The organism is Arsukibacterium sp., assembly GCF_036735525.1.
GTDB lineage: Bacteria > Pseudomonadota > Gammaproteobacteria > Enterobacterales > Alteromonadaceae > Alishewanella.
Map to the genome: position 1 here is coordinate 38,388 of NZ_DAINOE010000015.1, position 13,476 is coordinate 51,863.

The window sequence follows — 13,476 nt, forward strand, 5'->3', positions numbered from 1 at the left end:
GCTGGGCTAACTCCTTATTTAACGCGCATACCGGCTGTTGCACCGCTGTCTGGCGACAAAATAAATAAGTCGCTGCCACCAGGCCCTGCAGCCAGTACCATACCCTCTGATAAACCAAAGCGCATTTTACGAGGTGCCAGATTTGCCACCATTACCGTATAACGACCAACTAAATCCTCTGGGGCATAGGCAGCTTTAATACCAGCAAATACCTGACGTTGCTCACCGGCACCAATATCCAGTTGTAACTGCACCAGTTTATCAGCCCCTTCTACCGCACTGGCACTGATGATTTTAGCCACCCGTAAATCCACTTTCATAAAGTCTTCGATGCTAATGGTTTGGGCAATAGGCTCGCGCGCAGCTGCAGAGTTATCAGTGTTATTATGCTTATCTGCTAATGGTTGCGTCTGATTGCTTGGTTGCAAGTGTTCGGTAGACGCCGAGACCATCGCATTGACTTTTACCGGATCAACCCGCTGCATCAGCGGTTTAAAGGTATTGATGCTATGGTTCAGCAATGGCAGCTGGTAACTATGCCAGTTAAGTTCATCATTTAAAAAGGCTTCTACTTCGCTGGCCATTAATGGCAGTACCGGCTTTAAATAATGCATCAGTACGCGGAACAGGTTTAATCCCATAGAACAAACATCATGGGCTTCTGTCTGGCGCGTGTCATCTTTGACCAGCACCCAAGGCGCTTTGGCATCAATGTACTGGTTAGCTTTATCGGCCAACGCCATAATGTCGCGAATAGCCCGGGCGAATTCACGCTTTTCAAAGCTATCAGCAATACTATCGCCTGCGGCGACAAATTCCGCCAGTAAGGCCGGCTCAGCCACAGTTGCGGCAAGCTTGCCATCAAAGCGCTTAGTAATAAAGCCGGCGCAACGACTGGCGATATTCACCACTTTACCGACTAAATCGGCATTCACTTTTTGGCTGAAATCATCCAGATTTAAATCCAGATCGGTAATGCCGCTGGTCAGCTTAGAGGCGAAGTAATAGCGCAGATATTCCGGGTTTAAATGATCTAAATAGGTGCGGGCTTTAATAAAGGTGCCGCGCGATTTAGACATTTTCGCGCCGTTAACGGTGACAAAGCCATGGGCAAAAACGGCATTGGGCTTTCTGAAGCCTGCGCCATGCAGCATGGCTGGCCAGAATAGGCTATGAAAATAAATAATGTCTTTACCAATAAAGTGATACACCTCGGCGCTGGAGTCTTCGCGCCAAAAGCTGTCAAAATCGATTTGCTGCTTATCACAGAAGTTTTTAAAGCTGGCCAGATAACCAATGGGCGCATCCAGCCAGACATAGAAAAACTTACCCGGTGCGCCTGGAATCTCAAAACCAAAGTAGGGCGCATCACGGCTGATATCCCACATTTGCAGGCCATCGGTAAACCATTCCTGCAGTTTGTTGGCCATTTCTTCCTGCAAAGCGCCACTGCGGGTCCAGTCTTGCAGCATCTGGCCAAAGGCCGGCAAATCAAAAAAGTAATGCTCGCTGTCTTTTAAAACCGGGGTAGCACCAGATACTACTGAGCGCGGGTTTTTAACGTCAGTGGGGCTATAGGTGGCGCCACAAACATCACAGCTGTCGCCGTTTTGATCAAGGGCGCCACATTTAGGGCAATCCCCTTTGACAAAGCGATCGGGTAAAAACATATTTTTCTGCGGGTCATACAGCTGACTGATAATTTTACGTTTGATATAACCGCGCTCATCCAGCCGCTGATAAATCAGACTGGCAAAGGCGCGGTTTTCGTCGCTGTGAGTAGAATAATAATTATCAAAAGCAATACCAAAACCGGCGAAATCGGCTTCGTGTTCAATTTTAGTTTGCGCAATCATCTCTTCCGGGCTAATACCCTGTTGCTGCGCTTTGAGCATAATAGGGGTGCCATGGGCATCATCGGCACAGACATAATAACATTGGTGACCGCGACCCTTTTGAAATCGGGACCAGATGTCCGTTTGAATATATTCCAGCAGGTGTCCCAGGTGAATAGGGCCATTGGCATAAGGCAGGGCTGAGGTGATCAGAATTTTCCGTGTTGACATCAATAGTCGCTCTTGCATAAATAACTGAAATTAAGTTGCTTAATGATACAATACCCAGCAACAAATCGCATCCGGCAAACGAGTATTGTCAGGAAATAACCGGGGTTAACACGCCTTTTGGCGTATGTTTGGAGTCAGTATGTTCGGCTGGTTAAAAAATGCGGGGAAAGCAACCACAGCCAATACCGCTAATACATTGTCAATAACGGCTGATGTATCAACAATAATATCACTGTTAAGGCAAGCTCCTGCTCGTTATGGCAGTATTAAGCATCTGGTGTTGGTAGCCTCAGGTAAAGGCGGAGTAGGTAAATCTACTACGGCGGTTAATCTTGCGGTGAGTCTGGCGCAACTGGGCGTTAAAACCGGTTTATTGGATGCCGACATTTATGGCCCCTCTATTCCCACTATGCTTGGGCTCAGTGGTCAGAAAATACAGTCACCTGATAATAAAAGCATGTTACCAATGCAGGCTTTTGGATTGGCGGTCAATTCAATAGGCTTTTTAGTCGACCCGGATAAAGCCTCCGTCTGGCGCGGTCCTATGGCCAGTCAGGCATTATTGCAGCTGTTGCAAGAAACGCAGTGGCCTGAACTGGATGTGTTGATAGTCGATATGCCGCCGGGCACTGGCGATATTCAGCTTACGTTGTCACAAAAATTACCGGTCAGTGGCGCGATAATTGTCACCACGCCGCAGGATGTGGCGCTGGCTGATGCGAAAAAAGCCATAGTGATGTTTGGTCAGGTGAAAATTCCGGTACTGGGCTTAATTGAAAACATGAGTTTTTACCAGTGCCCGCACTGCGGTGAAACCGATGATATTTTTGGCAGTGACGGTGGGGTGGCGCTGGCCCAACGCTATCAGTTGCCGGTGCTAGGCCAGCTTCCATTGCTGCGTGATATCCGGTTACAGGCCGATGACGGTGTGCCTTCGGTGTTAAAACAGCAGGCAATTGCTGATATTTACCGTACAATGGCCGGGCAATTGTTAACTAATCTGGCAAGTTTAACCGCCACGGCGGGGCAAGCAGTAGACATTATTATAACGGATGATTAAAGCATGAGATTGTGTGATCGTGATATAGAGCAGCATTTAGCTGAGGGGAAAATCCGCATCGAGCCGATGCCGGCGCAGGATATGATTAGCGGCGTCAGTGTCGATATCCGGCTTGGCAACAAATTCCGGGTATTTCAGGCGCATGCTGCACCCTATATTGATTTAAGTGGCCCCAGAGCCGAAGTGGACAAAGCCTTAAACTCGGTAATGAGTGATGAAATTTACATTGCTGATGACGCGGTGTTTATTTTGCACCCCAGTGAGTTGGCGCTGGGGGTGACCCAGGAGTCAGTGACCTTACCCTCTGATATTGTCGGTTGGCTGGATGGCCGTTCTTCACTGGCACGCCTGGGGCTGATGGTGCATGTCACTGCGCATCGGATTGATCCGGGTTGGTCGGGCAATATTGTGCTGGAGTTCTATAATAGCGGTAAGCTGCCTTTGGCGCTGCGGCCACATATGAAAATTGGCGCACTGAATTTTGAATTAATGACAGGTGCTGCCGACCGGCCTTATAACAAGCGCACCGATGCAAAATACCAGCAACAAACCGGGGCAGTGGCCAGCCGTATTGGCCATGATGACAAAGGGCTTTAAGCCGGGATTTGGCTAAATAAAAAGCCCATGTAAAAACATGGGCCAAAGCTATAAAGCAAAAATGAAGCGAAATGATTATGCAGTAAAATTGCATAGCTTGGCAATAGACAGCGCAAATAATTTTCTCATTACACCACTGTTTTGGAGAAACTATGAAACTGTACGGCTCTCAAACTTCACCTTATGTGCGACGTATTCGCCTGTTACTGGCCAATGAGGCCTATCAGTTTGTTAATTTAAATATCTTCGACGGCCCGGATCGGGCGACACTGATTAATTATAACCCGGCGCGCAAAATCCCTATGCTGTTAGATCATGAACAGGTTATTTATGACTCCGGGGTGATTTTCCGCTATCTGGCCGATAAGTTTGGTTTTGCCGCGCTAAGTTGGGCTGAAGAAAATCAATTAACGCTGATTAATGCTGCTAATGATTCGCTGGTTGAGCTGCTGCTGTGCAAACGCTCGGGCTTTAATATTCTGGAAGATAAATTGTTTTTTAGCCTGCAGCATGAAAGAGTGAGCGGTGCGCTGGCGGCATTAGAGCAGTTAGTGGCCGCAGGGGAGTTTAGCAAATGGCAGTATCCGGCCATCGCTTTATACTGCTTACTGGATTGGATTAGTTTTCGGGAGCTAACATCATTAGCGCATTATCCAAAACTGCAGGCCTTTTTGCAGCAACATCAATCAGAAGCCGCCGTGGCCTTGTCGGATCCACGGATCCTGTGAGACGCTAATCCATATATAAAGGCTGGCTTAATAGCCAGCTAAAAGGAGCAACGGATGAAGTTAGAGCAACTTGAAAAACTCGCCAAATTAAAAGAGCAGGGTATGTTAACAGAAGAAGAGTTTGCCGAACAAAAGGCCCGCATTCTGGCACAAGCCGATATCAGACTCGCATTAAACCGCTTTATTGAAGATGAAAAACTTTACTCCATGCTAATGCACTTTGCGTTGTTTTTTGCCTTTGTGCTTCCGGTTTTAGGCTGGGTGCTGCCACTGGTGATGTGGTTATATAAAAAAGAAACCCCCTATATTGATCAGCAAGGCCGCATTATTGCTAACTGGATAATCAGTGCCTTTATCTATTTGCTGGTATCACTACTGTTAACCTTTGTGTTTATTGGCGTTGTGATGTTGCTGGTGCTGTTAATTTGCTCCATCATTTTTATTATTCAGGGGGCAATAAGAGCAAAAGAAGGGCGCATCGAAAACTACCCGCTGGCTTTTAATTTTTTCTCGGTAGCCGAAGCTGGCATGGTGGCCGATACCAGCAGCGACTAGCCGAGAATACCACCTAAAGAACTTCAGCAAATCAAGCCGGTTACTGCGCTTGTTTCAGGCATACCGGCTCTATTAAGACACTGTTTTGCTGATCAGACAGCCAGATTTGCCCTTCGCTAATACTGACCTGCAGCTGCATATTGCGGCTGACCAGGCTTGCCATGGCTTTTACCGCCTCTTCTGGTATGTCATAAACGCTGAGGTTTTGATACCGCTGTAGCGCCTGCTCGCTGTTTTTCCACCACACCGGTACACTGCGCCCGCCATAACAATACAACTGCACTTGTCTGGCGCGGCCGCAGGCTTTGCGTAGCCACTTTTCATCGCTTTGGCCAAATTCAACCCAAAGGTTAACTTCGCCGCTTAGGCTGCAATCCCATAATTCAGCTTGCTCATCTTCACCACTGAGGCCCTTGGTAAAGGTCAGGGTTTCAGAGGCATTCAGCGCAAAGGCCAGCAAGCGTACCATCATGCGCTCATCATTTTCTGACGGATGCTGCGCCAGGGTTAAACTGTGATCCTGATAATAGTGTCGGTCCATATCTGCTATTTGCAGCTGAACCTTAAATACCGTTGCTTTTAACGCCATATGTTCAGATGCCTTACGCTACTTAGCTTTAAAATCTTGCTGTAGGTGTTGTATTTTAAGTTGCTCTGCCAGCAGCGGCAGATAAAAAAACGCAGTGTACTCTGACACTGCGTTTGCTGCAGCACAATTATCTGTGCTCGAAGCACGCCTTAGCGCGTCGCCGAAGGGCTGGGTTTAATGGGTTGTGGTCATTGCCTCTGCAAACAGTCTATTCACTTTATGCCAGTTAACCACAGTCCACCAGGCATCAGCATAGCTGCCACGGCGGTTTTGGTATTGCAGATAATAGGCATGCTCCCACACATCCAATGCCAGTATTGGCGTGCCGCGCACCGGGTTAATATCCATTAGCGGGTTATCCTGATTAGCCGTAGAGGTAATCTGCAACTGCTGTTTGTCGTTAACGATTAACCAGGCCCAACCTGAACCAAAGCGGGTGGCCGCGGCCTGATTAAATTGTGTTTTCATGTTATCAAAGGAGCCAAATTGCCGATCTATGGCTTCTAACAAGGCTTTTGATGGCTCACCGCCACTGCCTGGTGCTGCCATTACCTGCCAAAACAGCTGGTGGTTATAGTGGCCGCCGCCATTATTACGCACAGCGTCATTAAACTCAGACATACGTTGCATCATGCTGACTAAATCCAACTTAGCCAGTTCAGGGTACTCGCTTATCTGGGCATTTAAATTGGTGACATAGGCCTGATGGTGCCGGCCATGGTGAATTTGCATCGTGGCTTTATCAATCACCGGCTCCAATGCATCATAAGCGTAGGGCAAAGGCGCCAGAGTAAAGGCGGCAAAAGCGGGCAGGCTGCTGGCCAACCACAGTAAGCTGCTCAGGCAGAGGGTTTTTATCATCGTCACGGCTCCATTGTTGCAAAATTATGACAAGCCTAAAGCTTATCAGGCTATATGTACAGCCCGCGGCAGCATTGGGATCGGTTTGTACTAAAACCCTGGCGTTACGCCAGGCATATTTGCTAACAATTTGTCTGTGATAATCGCATCACTATCAAGCAGATTTAGGTATGATATTTCATTTTGGCTAGCCGCTTGCTTGCAGCTTGGGTGTAGGCAGCAATTTTTACTAAAGGAAAACTATGAAGCGTTTGTTAATTATGGCAACTCTGGTTTTTTTCAGCGCGATAAGCGTGGCTGAAGTAGACCCAGAATGGATACGTTATCCGGCTATTTCACCTGATGGCCAAACCATCGCTTTTACTTATAAGGGTGATATTTATGCTGTACCGGCTCAAGGCGGCCAGGCCACTCGTCTGACATTTCATAAAGCCCACGATTACAGCCCGGTATGGAGCCATGATGGCAAACAGATTGCGTTTGCCTCGGATCGTTTTGGCCATTTTGATGTGTTTGTGATGGATTCGCGTGGTGGACAGGCAACCCGGTTGACCTTTCATTCTACCAATGAACAACCTTATGCCTTTAGTGCAGATAATACTCAGGTAATTTTTTCGGGGCAACGGATGGATCTGGCGACACATCGTCAGTATCCAAGTGGCCGCCTGCCAGAATTGTATCAGGTACCGGTAACCGGCGGTCGGGTTGAGCAGATTTTTACGGTTCCAGCTGATGATGTGCAAGTAAGCCTTGATGGTAAAACGCTGATTTACCATGATCAAAAAGGGGCGGAAAACCCCTGGCGCAAAAAACATAAAAGCTCAGCAACACGCGATATCTGGCGCTATGACATGGTGAGTAAAGAACATAAGCAAATCACTACCTTTGCCGGTGAAGACAGAAACCCGGTGTTTGCCAAAGACAATAATATTCTGTTTTACCTCAGTGAAGAGAGTGGTAGCTTTAACGTGCACCGGCTGGATATGAATAGACCTTCACGCAATACCCAGCTGACGCACTTTACCTTACACCCGGTACGCTTTTTATCGCACGGTAATGGCACCCTGGCATTTAGTTATCATGGCAAGCTGTACACCATCCCCGAGTCTGGCCAGCCGCAGCAAGTGAAGGTGAGCATCCGTACTCAGGATGTGGATAATAACCAGGAAATGTTACCGGTTAACGCGAAAATATCTGAGATGGTATTGTCACCAAACGGCAAAGAAATTGCGTTTGTGGCGCATGGCGATGTGTTTGTATCGTCGGTTGATGGCGCCTTTACCAAGCAAATTACTCACACCGCCAGTAGAGAAGGTTTTGTCAGCTTTTCAGCCGAGGGCGATTATTTACTCTATGGCGGTGAGCGTGATGGTCGCTGGAGTATTTATAAAGCAACTAAAGTGCGTTCAGAAGAGCCATTTTTTTATGCTGCGACCTTAATCAATGAAACGCCGCTAATTAGTAATGACAAAGACAACTACCAACCGCAAATGTCGCCTGATGGTAAAAAATTAGCCTATGTTGAAGATCGCCGCACCCTCAAAGTAATGGATCTGAGCAGCGGCAACAGTGTGACCTTGCTCACCCCCGACAGCGCTATTCACTTTAGCGATGGTGATAAAACCTTTAGTTGGAGCCCGGATAGCCAGTGGATATTGTTTGAATATCGCAAATGGTTACACAATTCTGATGTGGCGATGATTAATGCCAACGGCGGTGAGCCTATGCGGGTGCTCATTCCCAGTGGTTACAATGATGTGTCGCCGAAATGGGCCAATGCTGGCAAGCAAATCCTCTGGTTTAGTAATAGAGATGGCTTAAGAAGCTATGCGACCAGTGGTCGCGCTGAGTTTGATGTGTACACTTTGTTTTTCACCCAGGGAGCCTGGGATGAATTCCGCTTAAGTGAAGATGATTTTAAACTGATGCAGGCCATTAAAGAGGCGGCCAAAGCCAAAGAAAGCGATGACAAAGCCAAGGATGACAAGGACAAAGAAGACAAAAAGAGCAAGGACAAAACGGTCGCACCAATAGCGCTGGAGTGGGATAGGTTAGACGAACGTGTTGCTAAACTGACTATTCACTCATCGCAGTTGGCAGATGCGGTGCTGAATAAAGCAGGCGACACCTTGTACTACTTATCGCGGTTTGAAGATAAGCACGATTTATGGATGACCAACCTGCGCACCAAAGAAACTAAAAAGGCCATTACTTTGGGGGTGCGTGGTGGCGCTTTACAGTGGGATCCGGCCATGGAAACCCTGTATTTATTGGCAGAAGGCAGCATGTCTAAGCTGGACCTGGCCGCGGGCAAGCGTGAAGGTATCAGTATTAAAGCTACTACGCAGATTGACTACGATGCGGTACGGCAGTACGCCTTTGAGCATGTGTGGTTACGCAACGCCAAGGTGTTTTACGAACCCAGCTATCATGCCGTCGATTGGGCGCTAATGCACACTGAATACCAACCTAAAGTAGCGCACGTTAGCAATGAATGGGAGTTTACCGAGTTACTCAGTGAAATGCTCGGCGAGTTAAACGTGTCGCATTCCGGCGCCAGTTACCGGCCAAATAACAGCAAGGGTGATGCTACCGCCGCTTTAGGTGTGTTTTATGACTATAGCCACCAGGGTGTGGGCATAAAAATTACTGAAGTGATTGCCGGTGGCCCCTTAGATAGAGCCGCCTTTAATGTCACCACAGGCATGGTTATTGAAAAAATTGACGGTGAGCCGGTTGCCACTGATATTGACTGGGCGGCCTTATTAAACCGCAAAGCCGGTACTTTTGTGTTATTGTATATCAGGAATTTGCAAGGCGAGACTAAGCAGTTGGTGGTAAAACCCATCACTCTGGCTCAGCAGCAAGCCTTACTGTACCAACGCTTTGTTAAAATCAATGAGCAAGACGTTCTCAAGCGCAGCAATGGTCAGCTGGGATATGTGCATATTCCGGGTATGGCTGATGGCCCTTATCGTGATGTTTACAACGATATGATGGGCCGTTTTTCAGATAAAAAAGCCATGGTCATTGATACCCGCTTTAATGGTGGCGGTGATTTGGTTGCCGATTTGGCGATGTTTTTTACCGGTAAGCCCTTTTTAACTTATGCCACTGCAGATCGGGTAGTGGGTGGTGAGCCAACATCGCGTTACACCAAACCCATTATTACGCTATTTAACGAAGCCATGTACAGCGACGGCCATTGTTATGCCAGTGCTTTTAAAGATTTAAAGCTGGGCAAATCAGTCGGCATGCCGGTACCCGGCACCTGCAGCTTTGCAGGTTGGGAAGCCTTGCCATTAGGCGGTCGCTGGGGCACGGTGCCGGTTAGTGCTAAAAATATGGCCGGTGAGTGGTTGGAGAATAACCAAACACCGCCAGACATTATGATTCAAAACCAACCCGGCATCATAGACTTTGGCCGTGACCAACAGCTAGAGCGTGCAGTGCAGGAGTTAATGAAACAGCTGCGCTAACAAAGTGTTGTTAGCAGCCGCCAATCCAGCTGTTAGTCAGAGTAGGGGCGCATTATTGCGCCCCTTTTATCTGAACTTAATCCCATTAACCCATGCGGGTAAGGCGATTTTTCGCGGTGTTGTGAAACCTGCTTGTTGCTGGTACTTTGTTTGGTAAGTTATAGGCTGCTTAGTGCCAAAAGCAGACATGTGCATTTCAGTTTTCAAAAGTTCGCTTTTAACTAAAAGCAGACAGACTGAACAGATAAAGATGAGTGACTCTGAGATTCTAAGACATTAGAATTTTTCAACTTCATTTAATGGCATGTATCTTCTTTGTCATACATAAATAGAGTACAAATGATGCGTTTATTGCAGTTGGCACTTTGATAGCTGCTCCAGATACTGATTCGAATCAGATCCTCAATGGGCGCAGTGTGCTAATCATAAAAAATTTGTAATCCAGGTTGAGGTTATGCAATCACTAAATACTTTTTCACTCCAATACCTGCAGGCTTTTGTACTCAGTGCTGAATTAGGGTCAATTTCTGCTGCGGCCAGAGTATTGGGTAAACGACAATCGCAATTAAGTGGTTGGATTGCAGACTTGGAGGCAGAGCTGAATTTAGAGTTGTTTACTCGAACTGGCAACAGTCTGCAGCTAAGTCCAGATGGCCATACTTTATTACCGTTAGCTCAGCACACCGTGGCACAATCAAATCGCTTACAAGCGGCAGCGCATGCTTTACAACAACATAAGCAACTGGTACTTGTGGTCGGTGTTGCGCCCCACATTCCACAACAACTTTTAACCGATGCCATTGTCGGCTTTATGCAAAAGCAACCGCAGGTTCAGGTCCGCATCATTACACAGAATGAAGAAGAGTTAGCACAAGGCCTGACCGACGGTTTATTTGATGTGGTGCTGTTGCATGAGAGCATCGAACTGCATAGCAGTCGTTACGACTATTGCCGCGTTGGTTTTTATGATGAAGTCTTCACGGTAAGAAAGGGCCATCCGCTTGCCGGAAAACCAAGTATTGGGGTCGCAGACTTAGCGCCATTTCGCGAGTTAATTTGGGCGGAGGATTATCAACAGTCTGCCGATGAGAGCGGTTACAGTGGCTATTCTAGTCAGATTGCAGACTTTAGTACGCTCAAAGGTGTGCTATTAAAAACTGACTGCGTTGCCTTACTCCCAGCCTTGATGGTGGCATCTGGCATACAAGCAGGTCAATTAGCGTTGTTGCACGTGAACACTGAGTTATCGACAATGCGCCGTCGTTTGGAATTACGCTGGCCTCTGGGAAGCCAGCACAAAACTATCATCAGCAGTTGGTTAAGGTTAGTTTGTCAGACTCTTAATAATCTGGACTCTGATACACCACCTGACCGTTGAGCATTGTTAATAAGAACTTCGCCTGACGGATTTTAGCGGGTTTAACCCGACTGATATCCTGATCAATCACCACCAAATCGGCAGCTTTACCGACAGTCAGTGAGCCCGTTTGTTCAGCGAGACCTAAAGCTTGTGCAGCATTAATTGTATAGGCCGCAATCGCTGTATCAACGTCTGGGAAGGACTGACCTTTTAACTCCAATGCGTTGGCAATACTAATGAGCGGATTGAGCTGATTGACGTTCCAATCGCTACTCAGGGTAAGGTTTGCACCGGCAGCAAGAAATGCTCTCACCGGCATTAAATGAGCGGCGCGCTCGTGACCTAACCATGTATCAGCCCAATGATGATCTGCATGCAAAGTACCTTCATTGCCAATTTGCATGTCTGCATCAACAGATAATTGTTTAAATCTACCGAAGTCTTCAACTTGCACTAATTCAAGATGGGTTAAGCCATACAATTGCTCCGAACCTGCTTGGCGGGCAGATTCAACAGCGTCAAGTGCATTGCGTGTCCCACCATCACCGATGGCATGGATGTGAGCACCATAACCAATTTTATCCAGTTCCACCAACCACCACTTCATTTGATCCGGCGCGATGTAATCTAACCCTGTCGGTAAGTCAGGATTAATCGTTTCACGGTATGGCTGCAGTAATCGAGCGGTGCCGTTTTGTAATAAACCATCGCTGTATAGCTTCACTTGATTGATAACCAGCAACCGGGTTGCATCCGGTTGATAAACTTTGCGGAAAAATTCCAGCTGCGGTGCTGCAGGGTCGGCAGGATAAATCCATGGGCGGATACTGACACGCGCAGTTAACTGCTTTTGTTTTTCCAGCTGTTGCCAGGTATCCAGCCAACCACGCTTCCAATACAGTCGTCCATCACCAACAGTCGTAATGCCATTCTCAGCCAATTGGCGAAGTCCGTTGCGTAACCCACGCTTGTGCGCATTTTGTAAATCCGGTTGCTGATTCCAAGCGATCTCAAACAAGCGGTCGCCAGCATTATCCAGCAGAATTCCGCTGAGACTGCCATCGGTTTCACGTAAGATGCGACCACCTTGCGGGTCGGTGGATTTGTCATTGATCCCCGCAAGTTTAAATGCTGTGCTATTCACCCACATGGAATGCGAAGTTTGTTCCATGATCACCACCGGGTTGCTAGGGAACAGGCGGTCGAGCATTTCTAATGGGGATTCATCTGACAGAGTAAGCAGCTTAGCTAGCTCATGGCCATAGCCCATTAACCATTCATCTGTTTGGGGGGCCAATTCGTGCTTGCATTGAACCAGCACTTGCTCGTAACCACGGATACTTTGAGCATCAGACAAATCACAATCACCGCCAATCTCAGCATCAGCTTCAAACACATGATTGTGGTTATCGATAAATCCAGGGCCGATAAATGCCCCTTCTAAATCCTGCCAGTTACCCAAGTTTGGATACTGTTTCTGCGCAGCTTCTGCTTTACCAATAAAAGCGATACGGCCATCTTTGATCACCAGTGTGTCAGCCGTTTGATGCTGATAAATAATGGCGTTGGTGAAGACCATCGCTGAAGGTTTTGCATGAACAGCAGTCATTTCTGCATCTTCTCCTGCGCCAGCAGGTTTGCAGCCGAATAGAAACCCGCTGGCAACGAGCATAGATAAGTAACTAAATTTCATTTCGTGGTTCTCAGCTTGATTAAACTTTAATCATTGTAGCAGGAGGGGGTGAGTCTAAAAGTTAGTCACTATCATGAATCAGTGATAGCAATCGGTGTTGCGAATGGCTATGTACATGAAATTAGTATTTATATGTTTGTGGTAACTGCTTTGATGAAGACAATCAAGTGTCTGAGAGTGCGATAAATCTACCTCTGAATCGGATTTTTTCTAATGTTCAGAGGTTACGAAAAATGAATGTCCGCCATGCCGACTAAGCCGACATTTGTTTCTCTTAAGAGCCCAATTGTTGAACAGCTGCAATTCGCTCATAGCGCTTTTGTGCCAATTGCTGACATTATAGTTTTCCACATTAAACGTCTGCTTTCAGATGCAGAGCTGAATTTACTCGAAATTGCTGCCATGCCCACATTTAGTTCATCCTTACCCCAGGGTGAGATTACGAGTGATCATTTAATCACCACGCTCATCCCAGCCTCCAACACTGC

The 13,476-nt window shown here is 47.2% G+C and carries 11 protein-coding genes; 7 read left to right on the top strand and 4 right to left on the bottom strand.

Annotated elements, in window-relative coordinates; genetic code table 11:
• Window positions 1-14: 14 nt before the first annotated feature.
• On the bottom strand, window positions 15-2,066 hold the full coding sequence (gene metG, locus V7D78_RS04920; protein ID WP_333607318.1) for a methionine--tRNA ligase: 2,052 nt from the start codon (window positions 2,064-2,066) through the stop codon (window positions 15-17).
• A 139-nt stretch (window positions 2,067-2,205) separates the two neighbouring features.
• Here metG and apbC point away from each other — a divergent pair, with 139 nt between their 5' ends.
• The 4 genes from apbC (at window position 2,206) to V7D78_RS04940 (ending at window position 5,006) form a co-directional block, all read left to right on the top strand.
• Window positions 2,206-3,126 carry an iron-sulfur cluster carrier protein ApbC gene (gene apbC / locus V7D78_RS04925; RefSeq protein WP_333607319.1) on the top strand — a complete coding sequence of 307 codons (921 nt, stop codon included), beginning with the start codon at window positions 2,206-2,208 and terminating at the stop codon, window positions 3,124-3,126.
• Window positions 3,127-3,129: 3 nt separating this feature from the next.
• Window positions 3,130-3,723 (top strand): dCTP deaminase, encoded by a 594-nt coding sequence (gene dcd, locus V7D78_RS04930; RefSeq protein ID WP_333607320.1) that lies wholly within the window; start codon window positions 3,130-3,132, stop codon window positions 3,721-3,723.
• Window positions 3,724-3,875: 152 nt separating this feature from the next.
• Entirely contained in the window at window positions 3,876-4,451 is a 576-nt protein-coding gene (locus V7D78_RS04935) for a glutathione S-transferase family protein (protein ID WP_333607321.1), read from the top strand.
• A 54-nt stretch (window positions 4,452-4,505) separates the two neighbouring features.
• Window positions 4,506-5,006: a DUF4870 domain-containing protein gene (locus tag V7D78_RS04940; protein ID WP_333607322.1), complete on the top strand. Its 501-nt coding sequence runs from the start codon at window positions 4,506-4,508 to the stop codon at window positions 5,004-5,006.
• Between the two features lie 40 nt (window positions 5,007-5,046).
• Here V7D78_RS04940 and V7D78_RS04945 read toward each other — a convergent pair whose 3' ends face one another.
• Both V7D78_RS04945 and V7D78_RS04950 read right to left on the bottom strand, forming a co-directional pair.
• The gene (locus V7D78_RS04945; RefSeq protein WP_333607323.1) at window positions 5,047-5,595 is read right to left on the bottom strand and encodes a YaeQ family protein; all 549 of its coding nucleotides are present in this window, start codon (window positions 5,593-5,595) and stop codon (window positions 5,047-5,049) included.
• 174 nt (window positions 5,596-5,769) lie between these two features.
• Window positions 5,770-6,456, bottom strand: a complete 687-nt coding sequence (locus tag V7D78_RS04950) for a superoxide dismutase (RefSeq protein ID WP_333607324.1) — start codon at window positions 6,454-6,456, stop codon at window positions 5,770-5,772.
• 242 nt (window positions 6,457-6,698) lie between these two features.
• Between V7D78_RS04950 and V7D78_RS04955 the strand changes: the two genes are divergently transcribed.
• Both V7D78_RS04955 and V7D78_RS04960 read left to right on the top strand, forming a co-directional pair.
• Window positions 6,699-9,935, top strand: a complete 3,237-nt coding sequence (locus V7D78_RS04955) for a S41 family peptidase (RefSeq protein ID WP_333607325.1) — start codon at window positions 6,699-6,701, stop codon at window positions 9,933-9,935.
• Window positions 9,936-10,389: 454 nt separating this feature from the next.
• Entirely contained in the window at window positions 10,390-11,313 is a 924-nt protein-coding gene (locus V7D78_RS04960) for a LysR family transcriptional regulator (protein WP_333607326.1), read from the top strand.
• Here the strand turns inward: V7D78_RS04960 and V7D78_RS04965 are convergent.
• Complete coding sequence (locus tag V7D78_RS04965; RefSeq protein ID WP_333607327.1) at window positions 11,276-12,988, bottom strand: amidohydrolase; 1,713 nt, start codon at window positions 12,986-12,988, stop codon at window positions 11,276-11,278. The genes V7D78_RS04960 and V7D78_RS04965 overlap by 38 nt on opposite strands.
• A gap of 246 nt (window positions 12,989-13,234) precedes the next feature.
• Between V7D78_RS04965 and V7D78_RS04970 the strand changes: the two genes are divergently transcribed.
• The coding region (locus V7D78_RS04970; RefSeq protein ID WP_333607328.1) for a hypothetical protein at window positions 13,235-13,476 on the top strand (242 nt) is incomplete at its 3' end.

Coding starts and splice junctions, on each gene's coding strand:
- V7D78_RS04935 (WP_333607321.1), top strand. CDS start 3,876: ATGAAACTGTACGGCTCTCAAACTTCACCTTATGTGCGACGTATTCGC.
- V7D78_RS04955 (WP_333607325.1), top strand. CDS start 6,699: ATGAAGCGTTTGTTAATTATGGCAACTCTGGTTTTTTTCAGCGCGATA.
- V7D78_RS04960 (WP_333607326.1), top strand. CDS start 10,390: ATGCAATCACTAAATACTTTTTCACTCCAATACCTGCAGGCTTTTGTA.
- metG (WP_333607318.1), bottom strand. CDS start 2,066: ATGTCAACACGGAAAATTCTGATCACCTCAGCCCTGCCTTATGCCAAT.
- dcd (WP_333607320.1), top strand. CDS start 3,130: ATGAGATTGTGTGATCGTGATATAGAGCAGCATTTAGCTGAGGGGAAA.
- apbC (WP_333607319.1), top strand. CDS start 2,206: ATGTTCGGCTGGTTAAAAAATGCGGGGAAAGCAACCACAGCCAATACC.
- V7D78_RS04940 (WP_333607322.1), top strand. CDS start 4,506: ATGAAGTTAGAGCAACTTGAAAAACTCGCCAAATTAAAAGAGCAGGGT.
- V7D78_RS04945 (WP_333607323.1), bottom strand. CDS start 5,595: ATGGCGTTAAAAGCAACGGTATTTAAGGTTCAGCTGCAAATAGCAGAT.
- V7D78_RS04965 (WP_333607327.1), bottom strand. CDS start 12,988: ATGAAATTTAGTTACTTATCTATGCTCGTTGCCAGCGGGTTTCTATTC.
- V7D78_RS04950 (WP_333607324.1), bottom strand. CDS start 6,456: ATGATAAAAACCCTCTGCCTGAGCAGCTTACTGTGGTTGGCCAGCAGC.